Here is a 24,435-nt window from a genome sequence, read left to right on the forward strand (position 1 = left end):
CGCGACCGGACACCGGATTGGCGGTCAGGCCGCGCCTTCGCCGAGATAGCGGGCCCAGGCGGGATCCAGTTCCTTGACCGTCGACAGCAGCCGCCAGTGTTGCCCCGTCGGCGGCTGCGGCGGCCGGCGCAGCGCCCAGCCGAGCTCGCTGAGCAGCTTGTCACCCTTGCGGTGGTTGCAGGTCGAGCAGCACGCGACGCAGTTCTCCCAGGAATGGTCGCCGCCGCGGCTGCGCGGCAGCACGTGGTCGACGGTGTCCGCCTTCGCCCCGCAGTAGGCGCAGCAGAACCGGTCGCGGTGCATCAGCGCGGCCCGGGTCATCGGGACGCGCGCGCGATAGGGAACGCGGACGTAGGACCGCAGCTGGATCACCGAGGGCACCACGATGGAGCTGGTCGCCGAGTGGATGACCGGGCCGGCCGGATCGTGGTGCACCACGTCGGCCTTGCCGCAGATCACCATGACGATCGCGCGGCGCATCGGCAGCGCGGTCAGCGGCTCGTAGGTGGAGTTCAGCAGCAGGACCCGCCGGCGACTCCAGATGGACGCGCTCTCCGAGCGGGCGGGTGGATGGATTTCAACACTGTGCAGGGACGACGCGGTTGTGGGCCCGGTTAACCCTGCCGCGGCTACCGGACTGCGGTGGCTGCGGCGTCTCTTGCCCTGCGCCATAGATCCTCCGCGAACAGTCCACCATGATTCGCCGACAATCGCACCCCTATTGCAGGTGAAACGCCGTGTCCAGCCGGTGAACAGCGGGCATGGGGTCGGGCCGGCTGGGCTCGGCGCCGCCGCGATGCACCACAATGGACGGCGATGGATCAGGTCAGCTTTTACGACGCGATCGGCGGCGCCGAGACGTTCCACGCGATCGTGTCGCGCTTTTACGCCCAGGTCCCGGAGGACGAGATCCTGCGTGAGCTGTATCCGCTGGACGACCTGGAGGGTGCCGAAGAACGGTTGCGGATGTTCCTCGAGCAGTACTGGGGCGGCCCGCGCACCTACTCCGACCGGCGCGGACATCCCCGGCTGCGGATGCGTCACGTGCCGTTCCGGATCACTCCCCTGGCACGTGACGCGTGGCTGCGGTGCATGCACACCGCCGTCGCGTCCATCGATTCGCAGACACTCGACGACGAACACCGTCGCGCGTTGCTCGACTATCTGGAAATGGCTGCGCACTCACTCGTCAACGCGCCCCTGTGAGGGCGAAACTGTCGGCCCACGAAACGAAGCGGGGTGGAATGGAGTCCAAGCCGTGGTGGTCAAGCGCGGTGTTCTATCAGGTGTACCCGAGGTCCTTCGCCGACAGTGACGGCGACGGCGTCGGCGATCTGGACGGGGTGACGGCGCACCTGGACCACCTGGAGCGACTGGGTGTGGACGCGATCTGGCTCAATCCGGTCACCGTGTCCCCGATGGCCGACCACGGCTATGACGTCGCCGATCCGCGTGACATCGACCCGCTGTTCGGCGGGATGGCCGCCATCGAACGGCTGATCGCCGCCGCGCACGAGCGGGGCATGAAGATCACCATGGACGTGGTGCCCAACCACACCAGTTCGGCGCATCCGTGGTTCGCCGCGGCGCTGGCCGCCGGGCCCGGCACCGACGCGCGGGAACGCTACTTCTTTCGCGACGGCCGCGGCGAGCTCGGCGAGCTGCCGCCGAACAACTGGGCCTCGGTGTTCGGCGGCTCGGCGTGGACGCGCGTGGTCGAACCCGACGGCAACCCCGGCCAGTGGTACCTGCACCTCTTCGATGCCGAGCAGCCCGACCTGAACTGGGAGCACCCGGACGTCTTCGACGACTTCGAGAAAACGCTGCGGTTCTGGCTGGAGCGCGGCGTGGACGGTTTCCGCATCGACGTGGCGCACGGCATGGCCAAGCCGGCCGGCCTGCCCGACTCCCCCGACGTCGAGTCCAGGGTGCTCAGCCACACCGACGACGACCCGCGCTTCAATAACCCGAGCGTGCATGACATCCACCGCGACATCCGCAGGGTGGTCAACGACTATCCCGGGGCGGTGACCGTCGGCGAGGTCTGGGTCACCGACAACGTCCGCTGGGCCGAGTATCTGCGTCCCGACGAACTGCACCTGGGCTTCAATTTCCGGTTGACCAAGATCGACTTCGACGCCGCCGAGATTCGCGACGCGATCCAGAACTCGCTGGCCGCCACCGCCCTGCAGGACGCAGTCCCGACCTGGACGCTGTCCAACCACGACGTCGGCCGGGAGGTCACCCGCTACGGCGACGGCGAGGTCGGGCTGCGCCGCGCCCGCGCGATGGCCCTGGTGATGCTCGCCCTGCCGGGTGCGGTGTTCATCTACAACGGCGAGGAGCTGGGGCTGCCCGACGTGGACCTGCCCGACGAGGTGCTGCAGGACCCGACGTGGGAGCGCTCCGGCCACACCGAGCGCGGCCGGGACAGGTGCCGGGTGCCGATCCCCTGGTCGGGTCAGGAGCCGCCGTTCGGGTTCTCCTTCTCGTCCGAGACGTGGTTGCCGATGCCGGCGGAATGGGCGACGCTGACCGTCGAAAAGCAGAGCGGTGATCCCGACTCCACCTTGTCGTTTTTCCAGCGGGCGATCGAATTGCGAAAGCGCCGTGTGGAATTCGACGGCGTGGGCGTCGAATGGCTGGACGCGGCCGGCGATGCGGTGATCTTCCGGCGGCCCGGTGGGCTGGTCTGCGTGCTCAACAGCGGCGACTCGCCGGTGCCGCTGCCGGCGGGCGAGCTGATCCTGGCGAGCGCGCCGCTGCTGGAGGGCAAACTCCCGCCGGATGCCGCGGCCTGGCTGGCGTAGCCGGCCCGGCCGCCCCGCTGCAGCCACGGTGAGCATTTCCCGGCTGACTGCTCTATATGTGGTGGATGGCTTCCTACGAGTGGACAGTGATCGGCGCCGGCCCGGCGGGCATCGCCGCGGTGGGAAGGTTGCTGGATCACGGGGTCGCGGCCGAACGGATCGCCTGGGTCGATCCGGCCTTCGCTGCCGGAGACATCGGCCAGAAGTGGCGGTCGGTGTCGAGCAACACCCACGTCGCGCTCTTTCTCGAATACTTCAACGGCTCCAAGGCGTTTCGGTTCTCAGAAGCGCCACCGATGCCGCTCAAGGAGGTCGATCTCCAGGAGACCTGTGCGCTCGGCCTGCTCGCCGAACCCTTGGTGTGGGTCACCGAGCAGCTGCGTGAGCAGGTCGACGACTTCACCACGACCGCCACCGAGTTGTCTTTGCAGGACCGCCAGTGGCGGGTCCAGACCGAACAACGGGGGATCTTTTCCAGGAACGTGATCCTGGCCGTGGGCGCGGACCCCAAAAAACTTCGCCACGCCGATCTCGAGGAGATCGAAGTCCAGGTCGCCCTGGATCCCGAGAAGCTCGCCCAGGAGCCGCTCGAGGGGGCGACGGTCGCCGTGTTCGGCTCGTCACACACGTCGATGATCGTCCTGCCCAACCTGCTGCGCCATCCCGTCAAGCGGATCATCAATTTTTACCGGAGCCCGCTGAAATACGCTGTCTATCTTGACGATTGGATACTGTTCGACGACACGGGGCTGAAGGGCCGGGCGGCTGTTTGGGCGCGGGAGAACATCGACGGGGTGCTTCCGGACCGCCTGGAGAGGTGCTGGGTGTCCAGCCCGCAATTCGCGGAGAAACTGGCGCAATGCGACCGGGTCGTCTACACCGTCGGCTTCGAACGCAGGAAGTTGCCCGAGACCCCGCAATGGGGCCAGCTGGATTACCACCGGACCAACGGGATCCTTGCCCCCGGACTGTTCGGGGTTGGCATCGCGTTCCCCCAGTACGCCGAAGACCCCTACGGGTACGGGCAGTTTCGGGTGGGCCTGAAGAAATTCATGGACTATCTCGACGCCGTCCTGCCGCTGTGGCTGCTCTACGGCCCCTGATCTTCGCGGACGGTCCCGGCCCGCGGCGGCTTTAAACTCAGCCTGATCCGTTTGCGACGTCGCCCGCGACCGGGCGCGTCAGCCCAGCAGCAGCGCGGGATCGCCGCGGCGGCGATACACCGAACCGAACCGGGCGTCGAGGCGCAACCACGTCGGCAGTATCCGGACCCGGATCAATTCGTCGGCGCCCACCGCATCAGGCGACTGCGGCAGAAAACCCATCGCGGTCAGCGCGAACACGCAGCGCATCGGCAGCCCGACCTGAACGTCGGCCGAGCTGACCTGAATGACCTCCTGGTCGAGCAGCGACACCGGCGGCCCGTGAGAACTGCTGTGCTCCTTGGCAAGTTGGGCTCCGCGTTGCGCGAGGTCGAGCATCACCCGGGCCGGGATGTCCTCGAGGTGGGTGAAGCCGGATTCCGGCGGCAACGCACCCCGCCACGCCGAATCCATCGCGAAGCCCGGATCGACATGCCCCGAGTCGTCCATCGCGGACAGGCCACGCGCCAGCGCGTCGGCGCCCACCGACAGATCGGCGGGCCGCACCTCGCCGACCACTACCCGGCTCGCCAGCACGTCGAAACCCGTTGCGACCCAGGCGGTCAGCAGACCCGGCGACCGGGTCCGGAATCGGATGATCGCGGCGTCATCGAGTCGCAGGGCGCGGTCGACGAACGCGGCCAGATCCTTGCGGTGTGCGGCCCTGGCATCGGCACCCAGCCAAAGTCCGCGGTCGGCTACCTGATCCACCGTTGTAGATACTCCCGATGCTGTGGCGAGAGTCGCACCAGGCGCTCCTCCTCGATGTGGACGGCGGCCAGTTGTGTCTCGGCGATGACGGCGGGCTTCGACCCCGGGTCCGCGGAGACCGATCGCACCTCATAGCCCAGCGTGAAGTCGACGGCCCGCAGCCGCTTGGTCCACATCGTCACCTGCAGCGGTGAATCGATCAGCCGCAGCTGGCCTTTGTAGGTCACCTTGACCTCGGCGATGAGCAAACCGATGGTCATGATGTCCACCTCGAACGCTTCGCGCAGGAACTGGACGCGCGCCTCTTCGAGGATGGTGACCATGGTGGCGTGGTTGATGTGCTGATACATGTCGATGTCCGACCAGCGCACTGGCACGGGCGCGACGAAGCCGAAGCTCAACTTGATGATCCTCTTCCACTGGTGCGGGTCATGCGACGTATTTGTCGGGCGGCGACGGACAGCGTCGCGAGATCCTTGTTTCCGCTTTCCTGGATCTCGATGAGTGTTCGGCGGGCCCGCTCGACCCGGGAGGCACTCAGGTGTTCCCACTCGGCGATCTTCTCTTCACCACTTTCGTCCGGCTCGCCCACGGCGAGCACATCGAAGCACAGCGACCGCAACGAAGCATAGATGTCGTCACGAATCGCCAACCGCGCCAAGGAGTGCCAGCGGTCTCGCCGCGGCAGTTCGGATACCGCCGTCAACAGCCTGTCGGTGCCCAGCCGGTCCATGAGCGCGAAATAGGTGTCCGCGACCTCGGCGGCGTCGATGTCGTTGATGTCACCGATGTCGATGATGTCGAGCAGGCTGAAGCGGTAGAGGCCGGCGGCCACCATGTAGGCCAGGTCTTCCGGCGCGCCCTGCGAGGCGAATTCGGCGGCTTCGGACTCCACGATCGCCTTGTCGTCACCGCGCAGCCACTCCGACATGCGCGGCGTCAGCGCCTGGACCTTGGCGGCGAACCGGTTGATCTCGGCCCCGACCGCCAGCGGCTGCGGACGGTAGTTGAGCAGCCACCGCCCGGCACGGTCGATCAGCCGCCTGGTGTCCAGCGTGAGCCGATCCGACAGTGCGACCGGCAAATTCGCCGCGCGGATGCGCCGCCAGATCTCCCCCACGCCGAAGATCGCGTCGGTGGCGACGTAGGTGCGCACCGCGTCGACCGACCCGACGCCGACGTCTTCGGTGATCCGGAACGCGTAGCTGATCCCCGCGGCGTCCACCAGGTCGTTGATCAGCATGGTGGTGACGATCTCGCGGCGCAGCTGATGCGTGCGAATCTCCGCAGTGAACCGTTCCCGCAACGGCTTTGGGAAGTACAGCGGCAGCCGGGACGCGAAGACGTCCTGTTCGGTCAGCTCGGTTTGGAGCATCTCCTCCTTGAGGCCCAGCTTCACGTGCGCCATCAAGGTGCACAGCTCCGGTGAGGTGAGCCCGATGCCGGCCTCGGCGCGGCGCCCGATCTCCTTCTCCGTGGGCAGCGCTTCCAGCTCGCGGTGGATGCCGCGCTCGTCCACCAGGTACTGGATCAGCCTGGCGTGCACGGGAAGCAGGCTGGCCGCGTTGGCGCGGCTGGTGCCGATCAGGTCGTTCTGTTCCTCGTTGTCGGTGAGCACCAGCTGCGCGACCTCGTCGGTCATCGATTCCAGCAGCGGCTTGCGCTCTTCCGGCTTGACCTTGCCCGCGGTCACCAGGGCATCGATCAGGATCTTGATGTTGACCTCGTGGTCCGAGCAGTCCACGCCGGCCGAGTTGTCCATGGCATCGGTGTTGATCCGGCCACCCGCCAGATCGAACTCCACCCGGCCCAACGCCGTCACCCCGAGGTTGCCGCCTTCGCCGATCACTTTGGCGCGCACCTGGTTTCCGTTGACCCGCACCGGATCGTTGGCGCGATCGCCGACGTCGGCGTCGGACTCGGACTCCGCCTTGATGTAGGTACCGATCCCGCCGTTGAACAGCAGATCGACCGGCGCCTGCAGGATCGCCTTGATCAGATTGGGTGGTGTCATCTCGGTGACCCCATCCTCCGAGCCGTCGATGCCCAACGCCTCGCGAACCTGGGGGCTGACCGGAATCGCCTTCTGCTCACGGCTGTACACCCCGCCGCCCTCGCTGATCAACGACGTGTCGTAATCCTCCCAGCTGGAGCGCGGCAGGTCGAACATCCGCTGGCGTTCCTCCCAGGAAGCCGCGGCATCGGGATCGGGATCCAAGAAGATGTGCCGGTGGTCGAAGGCGGCGAGCAGCCGGATGTGCTTGCTCAGCAGCATGCCGTTGCCGAAGACGTCGCCGCTCATGTCGCCGATTCCCACCACGGTGAAATCCTGCGCCTGCGTGTCGATGTCCATCTCCCGGAAGTGCCGTTTGACGGCCTCCCACGCGCCCTTGGCGGTGATGCCCATGGCCTTGTGGTCGTAACCGACCGATCCACCGGACGCGAACGCGTCGCCCAACCAGAACCCGTAGGACTTGGCGACATCGTTGGCGATGTCGGAGAAGGTCGCGGTGCCCTTGTCGGCCGCGACCACCAGGTACGCGTCATCGCCGTCGCGCCGGATGACTTCGGGTGGCGGGTTCACCTTTCCGGTCGCATGGTCGACGTTGTCGGTGACGTCGAGCAGGCCGGAGATGAACAGCTGATAGCAGGCGACGCCCTCGGCGCGGTTGGCGTCGCGGTCGGCGGCGGCGTCGCCGGTGGGCAGCGGTGGCCGCTTGAGGACGAATCCGCCCTTGGCGCCGACGGGCACGATGACGGCGTTCTTGACCGCCTGCGCCTTGACCAGGCCCAGGATCTCGGTGCGGAAGTCGTCTCGACGGTCCGACCAGCGCAGGCCGCCGCGGGCCACCGGGCCGAACCGCAGGTGCACGCCCTCGACCCGGGGCGAGTAGACGAAGATCTCGTATTTCGGGCGGGGCAGCGGCAGCTCGTCGACCAGCTGGGCGTCCAGCTTGATCGCTAACACATTGCGCGCCCGGGCCGAACCTTCGCGTGTAACAAAGTAATTCGTGCGCAACGTGGCCTGCACCAGCGACGCGAAGGCACGCAGGATGCGGTCGGTGTCCAGGCTTACCAGCGCGTCGATGTCGGCGGCGACCGCCGCGGCGGCCGCCTGCGCATCGCGGGACGACGACGGCTCGGGGCTGGGGTCGAACAACGCCTCGAACAGCGCTACCAGCGATCGCGCGGTCGAGGGGTGCTCGTTGAGCACCGACTCGATGTAGGACTGGCTGTAGGGGAAGTTGGCCTGCCGCAGGTACTTTGCGTAGGCCCGCAATAAGACGACCTGCTGCCAGCGAAGGCCGGCACGCATCACCAGCTCGTTGAACCGGTCGATCTCGAGGCGGCCCTGCCAGATCGCGGTGACCGCGTCGGCGAACCGCTCGGCCATCGCGTCGCGCTCGGCTTGCGTCGAGGCCAGCCGGACGGTTGGGTGCGGTGAGATCTTGAACTGATAGATCCACACCGGCAGCCCGTCGGACCGCTCGACGGTGAACGGCCGCTCCTCGAGCACCACCACGCCCATGCTCTGCAGCATGGGCAGTAGCTGGCTCAGCGAGGCGGTGCGTCCGCCCAGGAACCAGGTGAGCTGGGCGGACCCGTCCTCGTTCTCGGTGAAGACCAGCTTGACCGAGTTGTCTTGCAGCGCATTGATGATGGCGATGTGATCGATCGCGTCGGCCGGGGTGACGGCCTGCTTGTAGACCTCGGAGAAGGCGGCCGCGTAGTACTCGGCGTCGGCATGGCCCACCGAACCTTCGGCGGCGGCGGTGATGAGCCGGTCGGCCCAGGTCCGCGCGGCTTCGCTCAGCAGCGCCTGGATGCGGATCCGGTTGTCTTCGGAGACGTCGACCGGCGTGGCGTCGGGGCCTTCGGACGGCAGCCGGACCATGAAATGCATGAGGGCCCAAGGTGATTCGCTGACCCGGGCGGTGAATTCCAGCCTGGTGCCGCCGAATTCATGCACCAGGATGTCCTCGATCTGCAGGCGCACCGCCGTGGTGTAGCGGTCACGCGGCAGATACACCAGGCAGGAAACGAAGTACTGCAGCCGGTCGGCACGCAGGAACAGCAACGCGTTTCGTTGCGGGCCCAGGTCCACCACCGCTTTGGCCATCGCCAGCAGCCGTTCGGCGCTCAGCGTGAACAGCTCCGAACGGGGAACGGTCTGGATGACGTCGAGCAGTAGCTGGCCCGGGTGGATCGGGTCGTTGTCGGCCATGGCCAGCGCCTCACGGACCCGGCGCGAAATCGTCGGGATCTCCAGGACGTCGGCGTTCATGGCGGCCACCGTGAACAACCCGACGAAGCGATGCTCGATCACGGCGCCATCGACGTATTCGCGGACCGCGATGGCATACGGGTAGGCGCCGTAGCGCAGGTAGCTGCCCACCACGGATTGCGCCAGGACCAGCAGCCGGTCCTCGTCGGTCAGCCGGGGGCGCGAGCCGGTGCGGGTCCGCAGGACGCCCAGGCCGGGTGACCCGTCGCCGGAGACCTGGCCGTCGTGCACGTGGCAGCGCTGGTAGCCGAGCAGGAGGAAGTTGCCGTTGCCCAGCCAGCGCAACAGCGCCGCGACGTCGTCGCGGTCGGGGGCCGAGAAGTGGCCGTCGGCATTGGTTTCCACCTGCGCGGCCAGGTCGTCCAGGGCGGCGATCAGGGTCGAGGCGTCGCTGGCGACCTGTTGCACGTCGGCGAGCACCTTGGGCAGCAGCCGCTCGACCTCGGTGAGCCCCTTGCTGTCGACCGACGGCAACAGCTGCACGTGGATCCACGCCTCACCCTCGTATTGCGATGCGCCCTCGGCTTTCGCCTGCACACGCAGCAGCTCGCCCTCCGGGCTGCGCAGCACGTCGAACACCGGCGTCATGATCGCCGTGTACGGGACGCCGAGCCGGTGCAGCAACACGGTGACCGAATCCATCAGCATGCCGCCGTGGTCGGTGACCACCTGCAGCGCGGGCCCGAACCCGGCGGGGTCGTCGGCCGGGTACACCGCGACGCGGCTTTCGCCGGCGGGCCGGTGCAGGCCGAGGCGATAGTGGGCGCTCAGCATGGCCGGGGTCACGATCGCCGCCGGCACGGTCAGGTCGATGGGCCTGGTTTCCGCGCCGCCCGACTCGTCGCTATGCGGACCGCGATAGCTCTCTACGTAGGCCCTCGAGATCCACTCGGGAATGTCTCGCTGCTGGGTGAAGGTCGTCCACGGCTCGAGATCGTGTCTGGCTTCGGGATCGATCGTCATGCCGATAGCTCCCAACTGGCGACGGTGGTCAGTGCGCTCGGTCGCCCCGCTGGGTGGCGGTGCGGGGCAGAGCTGACACTAGTCGCGCGTCAGCTTGCGGTGGGTCACTCTGTGCGGCCGTGCCGCATCGGCGCCGAGGCGTTCGATCTTGTTCTCCTCGTATGCCCCGAAGTTGCCCTCGAACCAGAACCACTTGGCCTCGTTGTCGTCGTCGCCCTCCCAGGCCAGGATGTGTGTGCAGGTGCGGTCCAGGAACCACCGGTCGTGCGAGATCACCACGGCGCAGCCGGGGAACTGCTCGAGGGCGTTCTCCAGCGAGCTCAGGGTTTCGACGTCGAGGTCGTTGGTGGGCTCGTCGAGCAGGATCAGGTTCCCGCCCTGCTTGAGCGTCAGCGCCAGGTTGAGCCGGTTGCGCTCGCCACCGGAGAGCACCCCCGCCGGCTTCTGCTGATCCGGTCCCTTGAATCCGAACGCCGACACGTAGGCCCGCGACGGCACCTCGGTCTGGCCGACCACGATGTGGTCCAGCCCGTCGGAGACGACTTCCCACACGTTCTTTTTGGGATCGATTCCGGCGCGGGTCTGGTCGACGTAGCTGAGCTTGACGGTCTCGCCGACCTTGACCGTGCCGCTGTCCGGCTGCTCGAGGCCGACGATGGTCTTGAACAACGTGGTCTTCCCGACCCCGTTCGGGCCGATGACGCCGACGATGCCGTTGCGCGGCAGGGTGAAGGACAGGTCCTTGATGAGGGTGCGGCCGTCGTAGCCCTTGTCGAGGTGGTCGACCTCGACCACCACGTTGCCCAGCCGCGGACCGACCGGGATCTGGATCTCCTCGAAGTCGAGCTTGCGCGTCTTCTCGGCCTCGGCGGCCATCTCCTCGTAGCGCTGCAGCCGGGCCTTGCTCTTGGCCTGGCGCGCCTTGGCCCCGGAGCGCACCCACGCCAGCTCCTCGGCCAACCGCTTTTGCAGCTTGGCGTCCTTGCGGCCCTGCACGGCGATCCGCTCGGCCTTCTTCTCCAGGTAGGTGGAGTAGTTGCCCTCGTAGGGGTAGGCGCGGCCGCGGTCGAGTTCGAGGATCCATTCGGCGACGTTGTCCAGGAAGTACCGGTCGTGGGTCACCGCCAGGATCGCCCCCGCGTAGGACGCGAGGTGCTGCTCGAGCCACTGCACGCTTTCGGCGTCCAGGTGGTTGGTCGGCTCGTCGAGAAGCAGCAGGTCGGGCTTGGACAGCAGCAGCTTGCACAGCGCGACGCGGCGCCGCTCGCCACCGGACAGGTTGGTCACCGGCTCGTCCGGCGGCGGGCAGCGCAGCGCGTCCATGGCCTGCTCCAGCTGCGAGTCGAGGTCCCACGCGTCGGCGTGGTCGAGCTCCTCCTGCAGCCGGCCCATCTCTTCCATCAACTCATCGGAGTAGTCGGTGGCCATCAGCTCGGCGACCTCGTTGAAACGGTCGAGCTTGACCTTGATCTCGCCCAGGCCTTCTTCGACGTTGCCGCGGACGGTCTTGTCCTCGTTCAGCGGCGGCTCCTGCAGCAGGATGCCGACGGTTGCGTCGTTGGCCAGGAAGGCGTCGCCGTTGTTCGGCTTGTCCAGGCCCGCCATGATCCGCAAGACGCTCGACTTGCCGGCGCCGTTGGGCCCGACGACACCGATCTTGGCGCCTGGATAGAAGCTCAGTGTGACGTCGTCCAGGATCACCTTGTCGCCGTGCGCCTTGCGGACCTTTTTCATCGTGTAGATGAACTCAGCCATGCCGCGGTTGTGCCTTTCTGGTTGCGAAGTGATCTCGCGGACCATCCTAGGCATCGTCCGGCGGCGCGACCGCCGCCGCTAAGCGGTCAGCGGCAGCGGACCGGTGTCGGCGGACTCGGTGTCCTCGGTGCCGGCGTCCTCACCAGCGGCGTCGGACGCATCCGCAGGCGGTGCGGCGGCCTCGGTGGCGGTCGGACCGGTGTAGCCCGGGCGCTCGATGCGCACAATCGCGCGGGACACATCGGGCCCGACCGCGGTCGCGCGCATCTCCAGCGACGACCGACGGTTGCCGTCACGGTCCTCGTACTCGCTGGTGTACACGTGGCCCACCACGATCACCGGCGCACCCTTGCCCAACGCGGCACCCACGCCGGTGACCAACTTGCCCCAGCAGTTGACGTTGATGAAGAGCGAGTTGCCGGGCTCCCAGCCGCCGTCGGCGGTGCGCCGCCGGGAATTGCTGGCGACGCGAAACTTGATGACCTCCTGGTTGCCGACCTGACGGCGTTCGGGGTTGTTGACGATGTGACCGACGACGGTGAGCGACGTTTCGAACATGGGCTGATCCCTTCTCGTTTGCATTGGCTATGGCTGCCAGTAGGCGCGGCGCCACCGACGAACGCCGCCGGAACGACCCGGAGACGGGCCGCCGCTGTGGAAGAAACCGGGACTGTGGATCAGTCGGGATCGGCCGGGCCGGACCGCTGGGCCCGCTCGCCCCGCGCCAGTTGGGCCAGCATCGCGTTGTAGGCCATCAGCTCGGCGTCGTCGTCGCGTTCGGCGGCCCGGTCCAACCGCTTGGCGGTGCGACGATCACTGCGCGCCCACTGAATGAGCAGCGCGAGCATCACGATCACCAGGGGAAACTCCCCCGCCGCCCAGGCGATGCCCCCACCCAGCCGCTGATCGCCCAGCAGGTCGGTGTGCCAGCTCAGATCGAGCGAGCGGTAGTAGTCGGCGCCGAGGACCTTCTTGGTGCCCATCAGCACCACCCCGAAGAAGGCGTGCAGCGGCAGGGAGGCGAAGACCACCGCCACCTTGGCCAGCGGCGGGATCGGTCGCGGCGTCGGGTCCACCCCGATCACCACCCAGTAGAACAGGTAGCCGCTCACCAGGAAGTGCACGTTCATCGCCAGGTGCCCGGCGTGGCTGCTCGCGGTGACGTCGAAGAGGTTCGACAGGTACAGCCCGTAAAACCCGGCGACGAACAGCACGGTGGCCACCACGGGATTGGTGAGGAACCGGGAGAAGCGGCTGTGCAGCGCGGCCAGCAGCCATTCCCGCATGCCAGGCGGATCGTCACGGCCGGCGGCGGGCAGCGCCCGCAACGCCAGGGTGACCGGCGCGCCGAGCACCAGCAGGATCGGGATCAGCATCGACAGGCACATGTGGACCACCATGTGCATGCTGAACATCGCCGGCATGTAGCGGCCGACGCCTGACGACGTCGCGAACAGCAACACCGCGCAACCGAGCAGCCAGGAAAAGGTCCGGCCCGGCGGCCACTTGTCGCCGCGGCGGCGCAGCCGCAACAGCGCGGCCACGTAGAGTGCGGCGAAGACGACTGCCGCCGAACCGAAGATCAGGTCGAAGCGCCAGTCGAACAGGATGCGCGCCACGGTGGGCGGTCCGTCGAAGTCGTAGCCGATCTCGGCTTCGGGGATCGACGGCAACCGGGCCGGGGGTGGCGGCGGCGGGGTGCGGCCCAGCCCGACGGCGATGCCGAAGGTCAGGCCGAAAATGGCGGCCTCGATCAACGTCAGCCGCAGCAGCGCGCCACGCCCGTGGCTCGGATCCGCTTGCAGCGCAGCCACACTCACGCGTCGCTGACGCCACCCCAGCACCCCCAGGAAGCACAGCGCGATGAACTTCGCGGTGACCAACCGCCCATAGTCGGTGCTCAGCAGGTCCGAGGGCTGCACGCGGACCAGCGCGTTGACCAGACCGCTCACCGCCATCGCCACCCAACACCACAACGCGATCATCGAGAAACGCCTGGCGGCCAGCCCGAGGTGACCACCGCCCCGCAGGGCATGCGCAAGCAGGGCGAGCAGGCCACCGGCCCACAGGCTGGCGGCGACCAGGTGGATCAGCAGGCCGTTGGTGGCCAGGTCGTGCGAACCCCCGGCGGACGAATGACCGGTCAGGCCAAGGGGAATCAGCGTCGCCACCGACGCGGCGACCAGCACCGGCGTCCACGACCAGCGCAGCACCGAGAGGCTCGCCACCGTGATCACCGCGGCCAGGATCGCGGTCCAGCGCCAGGCCGAGGCGTTGGTGATCAGGCCCGCCAGCGACCACATCCGCGCCGCGGGAATGTCGGCGACGGCATGGCCGGACACATCGGAGATGGTCAACGGGACCAGCAGGGCGGCGCATACCGCCCACACCCCCGACGCCACCGTCCCCAGCCGCAGCGCCCGGTAGCCGTCGGCGTCGAGGACGCCGTTCCGCTGCGGCGGTACCAGGAACGCGGCGAACAGGAACGAGCCGACCGCGAGCACCGCGCCGATCTCGCCCGCCGCCCGCACGAACGGCAACCCCAGCGTGGTCACCGGACCCGGGTCGGGCAGGCCCGTCACCGTCAGCGAGCTGGCCAGCGAGAGGGCCCCGATGCCGGCGGCGGTGCAGCCCGCCAGCACGGCCACCCCGGCCAGCACCGGCCACACCAGCGTGCGGCGCTGGGCGAAGGCCTCGGTCGAGGCCCTGCCAGCCAGCGGGGCGACGGTCATACGTCCAGGGTATGGGGCGGCCCCGACCGGCTACCGAGGCTGGCTGGCCAGAAGGTCCTGGCGGGCCTTGGCCTCGCGGGCCACGAACTGATCGCGCGCGATCCGCCCGGCGTAGTCGAGGTCGTGCAGGATGGCGCGCAGCTCATGCAGGAAGGCACGACGCCTTTCGGCCAGGTCGGGCGCGGCCGCGATCAGGTCCTGATCCTCGACGACCTGGCGCGCGGTGGCGAACAGCAGCGTCGAGACCGATTCGCTGCTGCGGATCCGGGTCTGCGCCACGTACTGTCGCCCGACGCCCAACGCCAAGTCGGTCAGTTCCTTGTGCCCGATGTCCGCAGGCGCGTCCCGCAACACATCGGCGACGATCTCGTAGGCCTCGAAGAACACCCGCAACATCGCGTCCGCCATCAACGGACGCTTGGCGAACAACAGCGCGTCGATCTCGTCGCCCCCGGCCGCGACGTGGGCTTCCCAATTGTCGTGCCAGGCCATCTCTTCGGCGATGTTGTCCCGGAACGTCGCCGAGTCGGCGAAATAGAAGTCGAACTTCAGTAGATCGCGCAGCCGCATCGCCTGGGCCCAGAACGCGGCCATGCGGTCGCCGTCGGCGTGGCGGGCGTGCGCCAGGGCGAGCTCGACGATCGAGGTCTCTAAAAAGGCGTGGATCACCGAGTTGCGGTAGAAGGCCGCGGCGTGCTGTTCTTCGGGCGCGATGCGCCACACCGGTTCCCGGCCGCCGTCGACCCGGGTGATGGGGTGTCCGTTGGACAGCGCGTCGACCGCCGCGCGTACCCCGTCTTGCGTGCGCAGCCGCAACGCGCTGGTGGACATCGGATTGTGTTTGCGTTCCAGGTAATCCAGCGAATCCTGCAGGGTGTGGTGCAACTGGCCGAGGGTCAGCGCCGCCCCGCGCGTGGTCAGCAGCAGCGCGCATACCAGACCCGTCGCCGTCACCGGCGTCGCCTGCAGTATCCGCCAGGCGACCTCGAATGACATCTTCTGCAGCGCAAGGCGTTTGGCGTCCGGATCCTGGGCCAGCGGGCCGTGCGGCGCGCCCAGGTAGTGGCGCATCGACACGGCTTCCGGGAAACGGACGTAGATCTTGCCGTAGTTGCGTTCACCCTGCGCCCGGATGAAGTTGTACAGCCAGCCCACACCTTCGGGTGTCTTCTCGCCGCCGCGGGCGTAGGCGGCGTACTCCGCGGTCTCGTGCAGCTGGTCGAAGCTGATCGAGACCGGTTGCAGCAGAATGTCTTCGCTGCGGCCATCGAGGTAGGCGTCGGCGACATAGGCCAGCAACCCCAGCTTGGGCGGCAACATCTTGCCGGTGCGCGAGCGGGTGCCCTCGATGGACCAGCTCAGGTTGAACCGCTTTTCGACGATGTAGCCGACGTATTCGCGCAGCACGTACTTGTAGAGCTGGTCGTTACCGATGTTGCGGCGGATGAAGATGACCCCGGAACGTCGCAGCAGCGGGCCCATGGCACCGAACGACAAGTTGATACCGGCGAACACGTGCACCGGCGGTAATCGGTTGTCCTGCATGGCGACCGGCACCACCGCGCCGTCGATGTAGGACCGGTGCGAAAACAACAACACCGCCGGGTGGGCTTCCAGGCCGACCCGCATCGCCGCGACCTGATACTCGTCGTAGTCGATCTCGGGGTCGAACCCGCGGCTGATCATCCTGCCGAGAACCCCGACGAGGTCGACCGATGCCCGGCTCCAGCCGGTAGCGAGTTCGTCGAGCATCTTTCCGGCTTCCTCGACGGTGGCGCCGGGAATCTTCGCCAGGCCGCCGCGAAACCGGTTGGAGGCCAGGATTTCCGGTTTCACCAGCCGCGGCGACTTGTACTGCGGTCCGAGTATCCGGTACTCGACGCGTTCCATCGCCAAGATGGCACGGCGGATCACGAATTGGGCGAAGTCGTACCGGTCGTCTCCGACAGTGGTGTCGCGCCATTGGCGGCGCAGCTCGGCGACCGTCGCGGCTTCGCCGGCCACCACCCGTGCCCGCTGGGGCGCGGTGCGCACGATCCGTTCTTGCTGGCGCTGGCTGGGGTGATAGGGATCCCGGCCGGGCAGCAGACCGGCCAGCTTGGCGACCCGACCGCGATCCGGCTCCGGCAGCCAGAACACCCGCACCGGCACGATGCAACGGTCTTCCCTGGATTCGAGCTGTTCGGCCAGCGCCGTCATCACGTCCGGTGGGGCATCGAGCGCCGGCAGCTTGACCAGGTCGAAATTCGCGCCCGGGTGCCCGGCGCGTTGCTGCTCCATCCACGCCGTCACCAGATCCATCTCGACCAGCGAGGTCATTGACGCCAATATCAGCGAGTCAGTCCCGGCAAGGATGGCGCTGGTATCCGCGGCCGGTTCGGTCACGGATGCCCTCGGTGCGGCGATTCCGGTGACTCGGCGTTGCCGGGCGCCGCCTTGGTCGCGGGCCGTTGCGCCTCGCCGTCTTTGAGGGCGGCCTCGGATTCATGCGGAGTCGCCTTGGGTGCCTTGGCTTTCGACGCGGCCTTCTTCGCCGGCGCCTTCTTTGCGGGTGCTTTCTTGGCGGGTGCCTTCTTGGCCGGCGCCTTCTTGACGGGTGCCTTCTTGGCAGGTGCCTTCTTCGCCGGCGCGTTCTCGGCGGGTGCCTTCTTGGCGGGTGCCTTCCTCGCGGGTGCCTTGGCGGTCCGGCTCTGTGCCTTCTCGGCCGCCTTCTTCTCTGCGTACAGGTCGACCTCGGGCAGTTCGTCGACGGGCCAGTTGGCGAGCGTATCCAGGTAGAGCTGGCGCACTTCGGCGATGCGGGCCGGCAGCGTGTCAAGCGTCCAGTCCTGCACCGAGATCGGCGGGAAGACCGCGACGTCGACGGTGCCCGGGTTGATGACGGTCGAGTTCCGGGCGGCGACCAGCTCGGCGTTGCGAATCACGATCGGAACGATCGGGATGCCGGCGGCCATCGCGAGACGAAATGGACCCTTTTTGAAGGGGCCGACCTCGTTGGTGTCCAGCCGGGTGCCCTCCGGCGCCATCACAATGGAAAGTCCGTTCTTGGCCCGCTCCTCGACAATGCGCATCGTCTCCAGCGCGGAGGCCGAATCGTCTCGGTCGATGAAAACCCCGTCCAACGCTTTGCCGAGCAGGGCCATGATCGGATTCTTCTGTAGTTCCTTCTTGGCCACGGCAACCCAGTTGTCGTTGACCAGCGCACCCGCGATCACCGGATCCACCTGATTGCGGTGGTTGTAGATGAAAACGGCCGGACGTTGCGCGGTCAGATTCTCTCTCCCGACGACATTGAGGTGCACTCCCGTGGTCGCCAGCACGGTTTGGGAAAAAATGGAAGTAAAGAAATTGGCGCCCCGCCGCCGGCTACCGGTCAGTACGCCCATTGCCACTGCGCCCGCGCCGACGGGGACAATCGAGCCCAGTCCGGCAAGGGTACGCACCTGCCGGCGCAGACCCACCGGACCTCGGCTGCTGAATCTCAGGATGGGCCAACCGCGGCGCTTGGCCACCGCCGCCATTTTCCCTTCGGGATTCGTCGGCCGGGGATTGCCGACCAGATACATCAGGGCGACGTCCTCGTCACCGTCGGCGTAGAAGTAACTGTCCTTGAGATCGATGCCGTGCTCGGCGGCAAAGCGTTGTACCGCAGCGGCTTTGCCGGGACCCCAGAGGATCGGCTTCTGGACGGACCCGGTGAGCAAGCCGTCCTCGGTGGTCTCGAACTTGTTGGTGAGCATGTTGGGGATGCCGAGGAACCGCGCGACGGGATTGACCTGGATGGTCAGCGCCGACGAACTGAGCACCACGGTGTGGCCGCGGGCCATGTGGGCGCGGACCAGCTCACGCATCTCCGGGTAGATCCGGGATTCGATGCGCTGGACGAACATTCGCTCGCCGATCTCTTCCAGGTCGTCGAGCAGTCGCCCGGTGAGCGCCTTGGCGGCCTTGCCGATGAGGTCCTCGAACTCGATACGACCGAGGGTGTGGCTCAAGCCGGCCTGCACCATACCGAGCAGTTCACTCACTCCCATGTCGCGGCGCAGCAGCCGCTCCTGGGTCAGGATGACCGCGGTGAATCCGGCGACCAGCGTGCCGTCCAAGTCGAAGAACGCGCCGATCTTCGGTCCTTCGGGGCTGGCCATGATCTCGGCCACCGAGCCGGGCAGCCGCAGGTCCGCTCCGGCCGTTTCGTCCTTGTCCCCCTGCTGCTTTGAGTTGCTCATGAGCCGGCCACCGATCGAGTGGACACCGCCGACTCGGTGAACGAGGCGGGCACCGCCTGCGGTGGCGGGTCGCCTCCCAGCGCCAGGATCTCGTCGAAACCCTCCAGCAGGCATTGGGCGAACAACGCCTCGTTTCGCACCGCGGCCCGGTCGTAGCGCACGGTGATGGTGCACCACCCGCCCCGCGAGATCAGCACCACCATCATCGCCACCCCGGGCAGCGGACCGATACCGTACTGCCGCAACACTTTTGCTCCGGCGATGTAGGTGTCGCCGGGATAGACCGGGACGTTGCTGGCCTGCACGTCGGAGCCGATCACCGACCCGGTGATGCCTTCGAGCACCGCGGTCGGCAGGACGCTGAGCACCGGCGCCAGCGAGCCGATGATGTTCATGGCGGGCTCGTCGCGGCGCTGCGTCATCTGGGCGCGAATCTTTTTCATCCGGGAGACGGGGTCCACGGTGCCGATCGGCGCCGCCAGGTTGACGCCCGTGAACCGGTTACCGCCGGCCGTATCCGCTTCGGCCCGCAGGTTGACCGGCACCGCCATCGGCAGCGTGCTGATCGGCACGCCGAACGCCTCGTGGTAGCGGCGCAGGGCACCGCACAACCCGGCAAGGTAGGCATCGTTGATCGACCCGCCGCCGGCTTTCGCGGCCTTGTGCAGGTCCGCGAGCGGGATGTCGATCGCCTCGCTGCGGGTGGCCAGGCTGCGCCGCCGCAGCAGCGGCGACGGCTCGGCGGCCCGGTTGAGCACCCGCATGCCCGACATGGCGTACCCGACGATCCCCGAGACGGTCGCCGTCGGTTCCAGGACCGCCCGCCCGGCCGCCGACACCGCCCCGGACAGCGCGCTCATGACGCCGCCGACCACGGCGAACGGCAGGTGGTTAATGCCCTGGCGCATCAGGTCATTGGACGTCAGGTCCTGCGGCACGGGCAGCGGCAGCGTCGGCTTGGCCGGCGGATCGCGCTCGAGGTCATAGATTTCGGCGAACATCTGCACACCGCCCACGCCGTCGGTGACGGCGTGGCTGACATGCAGCAGCGTTGCGGCCTTGCCGTCGGCCAGGCCCTCGACGAGGGTGGCCGTCCACAACGGTCGCGAAATGTCCATCGGCGACTGCAGGATGAGGTCGGCCAGATCGAATACCTCACGCAGCGTGCCCGGTTCGGAAACACGCACCCGGCGCACGTGAAAATCCAGGTTGAAGTCGGGATCGACCACCCAGCGCGGCGACGCCGTCGGCAGGGTCGGCACGACGACCTTTTGGCGCAACCGCAGCACCCGTCGGGACGCGCTTTCGAATCGGTTCCGGAACTGTTCCCATTCCGGCGTGGTGTCCAGCAGCTCCAAGGCCATGATCCCGGACCGGGTGCGGGGGTTTGCCTCTCCCCTGTGCAGTAGGTAGTCGACCGGCCCGAGTTCGTCGGACAACTTGATCGCCTCGACGGATTCAGTCATGGTCATCAGCTCGACGCGCCAACGTTGTCACCGTCGCTCAAGCCTCCTGCCTTTAGGACCACCGACCCGAATGGTCTACCCAACGCTAGTCGGGTTACCACGCTGGTGAAAGGAGCGGCGAGCACCGGGCCGCCGATTCAGCTGGCCTCCGGCCGACCCTCAGCTGGCCGAAGTGGCCGACAGCGGCAGCGAATCCAGCAGGGAGCTGACGCGCCGTCCGTACACGACACCGAGGAAATCGGCGACGGCGTCAGCGGCCAGCCGCGATCGGACCGTCGGCGTGATGTCGAAAGCGTGGTGGGCGTTGCCGAGTTCGGCGTGCGCCACCGTGGCAGCCCCGGCCGCGCGCAACGCCGCGCAGAAAGCGCGAGCCTGGCCGCTGGGCACCAACTCGTCCTTCTGGCCGTGCAACACGAAGAAGGGCGGCGCGTCGGCGTGCACGTAGGAGACGGGTGATGCCGCCGTGAAGCGCTCGGGCGCCTCGGCGTAGCGGGCCTTCATCACGAACTGTTCGAGGAACGGCAGCATCAGTGGGTGCATGTTGTCGAAGTCGGTGAAGTCGTAGACGCCGTAGTAGGGCGCTACCGCTTGCACGCTGGTGTCGGCCTCTTCGAAACCGGGCTGGAAGGCGGGGTCGTTCGGCGTCAGCGCCGCGAGGGAGGCCAGGTGCCCGCCCGCCGAGCCGCCGGTGATCGCGATGAAATCGGGGTCGCCGCCGTAGTCGGCGATGTTCTCCCGGACCCACGCGATCGCCCTTTTGACGTCGATGAGGTGTGCGGGGAAGGTGGCGCGCGGGCTCTTGCTGTAGTCGATCGAGACGCAGATCCAGCCGAGTTGGACCATTCGGCTCATCAGCGTGTAGGCCTGCGGACGCCGGCCGTTGAGCGCCCATGCCCCGCCCGGCACCTGGATCAGCACGGGTGCGCGGCAGCCTGGCGCCAAGTCGTCGCGCCGCCAGATGTCCAGCAGGTTGTCGCGCGGGCTCGGACCGTAGGAGATGTCGGACGTCTGCGACGCATACCGGCGGTGCGGCCCGGGCCTGCCGAGCAGTCGACCGCGCGGGGCGCACAACGCGCCGACGGCGGCGGGATGACATACCTGTTCGCGAAACTCGGGGCCGAAGGACTCGTCGAGCGCGGCGGTGAGGGTTCGATCAGCCCGCTGGGCGGCCAGCGTCGTGCCTACCCGGCCGACGGACGGATGCGAGACGCGGGACAGCGCGTGGCCGGTCACCACGTGCGGAGGAAACTCCGTCAAAAGCCAGCCGGCGAAGCAGCCCAGCGCGAACGGCCCACCGCGCAGCACCAGGTTACCGAGTTGGTAGACATCCCGGGCTTCGGCTGCCAGCCGTGCCACCTGGGCCCCCGCCCACGAACAGGGCGAGGTCTGCTTGCTGGCCACGCTCATTGCAACGTCACCTCTGGAACGTTATGCACACGCCTCGTTGCGGTTAACGGCCCATGACCGGCCGATGTTGTCCGTGTGTCGAGGGTCCCAACGATAACCGATAAACGCGGCGCGGTAAGGGTTTTCGCGCGCGTGGCGGCGGGGAATCGGGTCGGCAGGTGCGGTTGGATAGACTGACCTGCACATTGCCTCCGTAGCTCAGGTGGATAGAGCAAGGGCCTTCTAATCCCTAGGTCGCACGTTCGAGTCGTGCCGGGGGCACCGAGATTCGTGTGTGACTTCGGTTATTGCCCGCCGCGGCGCCGCAGGTCCACCGACGGCTGGGTCCGCGCGCCGCCCGGTCGGTGGGGCGACGATGTCCAGTCGCAGACCGGGCGCCTACCGGCTGGGAAATCAGTCCTGCTGACTACCTAACCGATTGGCGGCGGGCCGGCAAGTGAGACACCGAACGCCCCACCGACGGTGATCGATCACCTAAATCAACTGGTCGTGGTGCTAGACCTCGATCGTCTGACTGACGTAGTTCTCCCACGTGGCCATTTGGGCCGCGTCGACGAGGAGGCTTTGGAAGTCCGGGTCAGCATTGAGGCTCTGCTGGACCTGGCCATATGTGGCCCAGTCCTGGGTAGTCGACATCAAGCCGATGGCGTTGGTGCCCTGACCTCCGATCATGTTGACCAGCGCGGTGACGTTCTCCGCGCCATGTTTGCGGGCAAGCCCGGTCGCTCGCTTCAGCTGCTTCTGAATGTCGTCCCAGGAGACCCCAGGGTTCGGATGGACGATCGTAGTAGCGACGATGGCCATGGCTGGACCTTTCGCTAGATGGGAAGAGAACGTTAATAGTCTCCGGCGCGTCGAAGTGAGCCGTCTAGAGTAGGCGGCTACTCCATTTCCGCGGGTGCGCGCAGGTTGCACCCTCACCCGGGGTTTCAACCGGCCGCGGCTGGGAACAGTGATTGATATTGGCAAACGCGGATAGCTGACCACAAGAGTCGGCCATTTGCATCGTTGAGCAGGGAAATTATCGAGGATGTTGGCTAGGGTCAATAAGAGTTCAGCAAGCATATTCAGGCAAAAACAACAGCTTATGGCTGCTTGCTTGAATCCGAATCATAAATACATTCAAGAATGTCCTGAATGCAATTCCATACACGAAACGCAGAACCAGGATGAGGAGTATTGCGCTGGTTGCAAACGCAACGGCGCAATGCCGGCAATGGCGGAGAAATAACTCGGCCGGACCTCAGGCCAGGTCCGTTGGGCGGTCGGCACGCTCCCCGACTGTCGAGGAAGCTCTCCGAATCATCGCGAGGATTGCGGACATCGCCGCTGATCGTTTGCAGCGTGAGAAACATTGCGGCATAGACCAATCGGTGAGCGCTTAAGCCGTCGGCCAAGAATTGCCTGGGGCACGCGAGTTTGCCGGCCGGCACGCCGGTCCGGGCATATGTCCCGCGTTAGCTGGGCCCTGATCGGACCGTGCCTTTCCGGCCCCGATATGTCAGCATTGGTGCGTGAACGCACGCCGATCAGCGCGTGTACTGGCCGCCACGGTGCTGACGGCTTGCTCGTCGCCGTTGTGTCCGCCGATCTCCGCGTCCGCCTCGCCCTGTCCGGACATCGAGGTCACGTTCGCCCGCGGCACCGCCGAGCCACCCGGTGTCGGCGGGGTCGGACAGGCGTTCATGGACTCGCTGCGCTCCCAGGTCCGGGGCCGGTCGCTCGGGGTGTATCCCGTCAACTACCCCGCGGATGGGGATTTCGCACCGTCGGCGTCGGCGGGCGCCGGCGACGCGCACGCCCACGTTCAGTCCATGGTGGCGAACTGTCCTAACACCAAACTGGTGCTCGGAGGCTATTCGCAGGGCGCGATGGTGATAGATCTGATCACCATCGCCCAGGCGCCGATCGCGGGCTTGATCCCTCAGATATTGACGGCCGACGAGGCCGACCATGTTGCCGCCCTGGCCCTCTTCGGAAATCCGTCGGCCAGGTATCTGGGGGCGCCGGTGAGCGTGGTCAGCCCGTGGTACGGGGCGAAGGCCATTGACTTGTGCGCGCCCGGCGATCCGGTATGCACTCCGGGCGGCCCGCTGGCACTGCCGTCACACGACGAGTTGTTCTCGGCGGCGGATCTGTCCTACCAAGGATCCGGAATGCCAACCCAGGCAGCCACTTTCGTGGCCGGAAAGCTCTGAGGTCGCCCAACTGGTCACCATGGTGACCGGCGCGTGCCGCACGGTCGCGAGCGACTTGCCGGACGTGAGAGCTGCGCTAATGGTGGCGCTCGTTGGTCTTTGCCGAGGCGCATCTCCAACCGGCGGGCGCTGGCAACGAAATCCGTTGCGCCCCAGGTGCTATCGAGGCTACGACGTGGGCGCATACTGCCACACCGCCTCGTGATGTCCGGGCGACGCCGGGTCGCACGACCAGGTGAGGCCGGCGGCGTCATGCGTGGTGACATTCGGAACCGGACAGGGCCGGCCGGCCAGCGGTCGATCGAGGCTGGCAACACCGACCCCCAGGCCGATCAATCCGGCCGTCGCGACGGAGACCAGCATCAGCCGCACGTACCCGAGTCGGCGATCGCGCGTCCTCGCGTACGCCCGGTAGGCAGGCGCCCTGTAGCGCATGGTCCTGGAGCTCGCGGTCCGCATGAGGTGCTCCTTGCGTCGATGCCGATGGGGATTGCTCGTTCGAGCTGACATGAGCTTGGGCGCCGGCGCTTGGCGGATCCTCTACGCATCCTTGGCCGCGGAGTGCGCGTGGCGAGTCCAGCCGGTCAACCGCCGCCGGGCTCGATCATTGGTCGCGATCGCCGAAAGCGATAGCGCATGCGCTATCGGATTCGGGAATCACCTTATGGTCACCGGATGGTGCCTCCGGGGCCGAAGTGACCGCCGGGACGCAGATGAATTGGTGGGGGCACCCCGACGCA

Annotated in this window: 17 protein-coding genes and 1 tRNA gene; 5 read left to right on the plus strand and 13 right to left on the minus strand. The window is 67.2% G+C overall.

All coding sequences use genetic code 11. The annotated features are described in order from the left end of the window. Nucleotides 1-24: 24 nt before the first annotated feature. Nucleotides 25-672: an HNH endonuclease gene (locus A5624_RS01225; protein ID WP_066860247.1), complete on the minus strand. Its 648-nt coding sequence runs from the start codon at nucleotides 670-672 to the stop codon at nucleotides 25-27. A gap of 144 nt (nucleotides 673-816) precedes the next feature. Between A5624_RS01225 and A5624_RS01230 the strand changes: the two genes are divergently transcribed. The 3 genes from A5624_RS01230 to A5624_RS01240 all read left to right on the plus strand — a co-directional run bounded on the left by A5624_RS01230 (nucleotide 817) and on the right by A5624_RS01240 (nucleotide 3,913). Continuing rightward, on the plus strand, nucleotides 817-1,206 hold the full coding sequence (locus A5624_RS01230) for a globin (protein ID WP_066860250.1): 390 nt from the start codon (nucleotides 817-819) through the stop codon (nucleotides 1,204-1,206). 38 nt (nucleotides 1,207-1,244) lie between these two features. After that, nucleotides 1,245-2,810, plus strand: a complete 1,566-nt coding sequence (locus A5624_RS01235) for a glycoside hydrolase family 13 protein (protein WP_066860253.1) — start codon at nucleotides 1,245-1,247, stop codon at nucleotides 2,808-2,810. An 86-nt stretch (nucleotides 2,811-2,896) separates the two neighbouring features. After that, nucleotides 2,897-3,913, plus strand: coding sequence for a pyridine nucleotide-disulfide oxidoreductase (locus tag A5624_RS01240; RefSeq protein WP_066860371.1), 1,017 nt, complete (start codon nucleotides 2,897-2,899; stop codon nucleotides 3,911-3,913). Between the two features lie 78 nt (nucleotides 3,914-3,991). On the opposite strand, the gene A5624_RS01245 is transcribed toward A5624_RS01240, so the two are convergent. The 10 genes from A5624_RS01245 to A5624_RS01290 form a co-directional block, all read right to left on the minus strand. Beyond that, nucleotides 3,992-4,663 carry a hypothetical protein gene (locus tag A5624_RS01245; protein WP_066860256.1) on the minus strand — a complete coding sequence of 224 codons (672 nt, stop codon included), beginning with the start codon at nucleotides 4,661-4,663 and terminating at the stop codon, nucleotides 3,992-3,994. Then, complete coding sequence (locus A5624_RS01250) at nucleotides 4,651-5,064, minus strand: thioesterase family protein (protein ID WP_066860259.1); 414 nt, start codon at nucleotides 5,062-5,064, stop codon at nucleotides 4,651-4,653. The genes A5624_RS01245 and A5624_RS01250 overlap by 13 nt, the downstream gene beginning before the upstream one ends. Then, a complete protein-coding gene (locus A5624_RS01255; protein ID WP_066860262.1) occupies nucleotides 5,061-9,911 on the minus strand; it encodes an NAD-glutamate dehydrogenase in 4,851 nt (1,616 codons plus the stop codon). The genes A5624_RS01250 and A5624_RS01255 overlap by 4 nt, the downstream gene beginning before the upstream one ends. A gap of 78 nt (nucleotides 9,912-9,989) precedes the next feature. Next, nucleotides 9,990-11,666, minus strand: coding sequence for an energy-dependent translational throttle protein EttA (gene ettA, locus A5624_RS01260; protein WP_066860374.1), 1,677 nt, complete (start codon nucleotides 11,664-11,666; stop codon nucleotides 9,990-9,992). Nucleotides 11,667-11,744: 78 nt separating this feature from the next. Then, nucleotides 11,745-12,224: a single-stranded DNA-binding protein gene (locus A5624_RS01265; protein ID WP_066860266.1), complete on the minus strand. Its 480-nt coding sequence runs from the start codon at nucleotides 12,222-12,224 to the stop codon at nucleotides 11,745-11,747. 119 nt (nucleotides 12,225-12,343) lie between these two features. Beyond that, on the minus strand, nucleotides 12,344-14,398 hold the full coding sequence (locus tag A5624_RS01270; protein WP_066860269.1) for a cytochrome c oxidase assembly protein: 2,055 nt from the start codon (nucleotides 14,396-14,398) through the stop codon (nucleotides 12,344-12,346). Between the two features lie 30 nt (nucleotides 14,399-14,428). Continuing rightward, the gene (locus A5624_RS01275) at nucleotides 14,429-16,783 is read right to left on the minus strand and encodes a glycerol-3-phosphate 1-O-acyltransferase (RefSeq protein ID WP_066860272.1); all 2,355 of its coding nucleotides are present in this window, start codon (nucleotides 16,781-16,783) and stop codon (nucleotides 14,429-14,431) included. Beyond that, the gene (locus A5624_RS01280) at nucleotides 16,780-18,624 is read right to left on the minus strand and encodes an HAD-IB family hydrolase/lysophospholipid acyltransferase family protein (RefSeq protein WP_066860275.1); all 1,845 of its coding nucleotides are present in this window, start codon (nucleotides 18,622-18,624) and stop codon (nucleotides 16,780-16,782) included. Before A5624_RS01280 ends, A5624_RS01275 begins: the two co-directional genes overlap by 4 nt. Next, a complete protein-coding gene (locus A5624_RS01285; RefSeq protein WP_156748721.1) occupies nucleotides 18,621-20,090 on the minus strand; it encodes a wax ester/triacylglycerol synthase family O-acyltransferase in 1,470 nt (489 codons plus the stop codon). The genes A5624_RS01280 and A5624_RS01285 overlap by 4 nt, the downstream gene beginning before the upstream one ends. A 159-nt stretch (nucleotides 20,091-20,249) precedes the next feature. Further along, a complete protein-coding gene (locus A5624_RS01290) occupies nucleotides 20,250-21,497 on the minus strand; it encodes an alpha/beta hydrolase (protein ID WP_066860283.1) in 1,248 nt (415 codons plus the stop codon). 187 nt (nucleotides 21,498-21,684) lie between these two features. Between A5624_RS01290 and A5624_RS01295 the strand changes: the two genes are divergently transcribed. Next, nucleotides 21,685-21,758 (plus strand) — tRNA-Arg (locus A5624_RS01295). Nucleotides 21,759-21,992: 234 nt separating this feature from the next. Here A5624_RS01295 and A5624_RS01300 read toward each other — a convergent pair. Continuing rightward, nucleotides 21,993-22,301 (minus strand): hypothetical protein, encoded by a 309-nt coding sequence (locus tag A5624_RS01300; RefSeq protein WP_066860288.1) that lies wholly within the window; start codon nucleotides 22,299-22,301, stop codon nucleotides 21,993-21,995. A 710-nt stretch (nucleotides 22,302-23,011) separates the two neighbouring features. Between A5624_RS01300 and A5624_RS01305 the strand changes: the two genes are divergently transcribed. Beyond that, nucleotides 23,012-23,695: a cutinase family protein gene (locus A5624_RS01305; RefSeq protein ID WP_066860291.1), complete on the plus strand. Its 684-nt coding sequence runs from the start codon at nucleotides 23,012-23,014 to the stop codon at nucleotides 23,693-23,695. Nucleotides 23,696-23,863: 168 nt separating this feature from the next. Here the strand turns inward: A5624_RS01305 and A5624_RS01310 are convergent, their stop codons facing one another. Next, nucleotides 23,864-24,154 (minus strand): hypothetical protein, encoded by a 291-nt coding sequence (locus tag A5624_RS01310; RefSeq protein WP_156748723.1) that lies wholly within the window; start codon nucleotides 24,152-24,154, stop codon nucleotides 23,864-23,866. Nucleotides 24,155-24,435: the final 281 nt, after the last annotated feature.

Origin of the sequence: Mycobacterium sp. 1482292.6 (genome assembly GCF_001672995.1) — a bacterium.
GTDB classification, from domain to species: Bacteria; Actinomycetota; Actinomycetes; order Mycobacteriales; family Mycobacteriaceae; genus Mycobacterium; species Mycobacterium europaeum_A.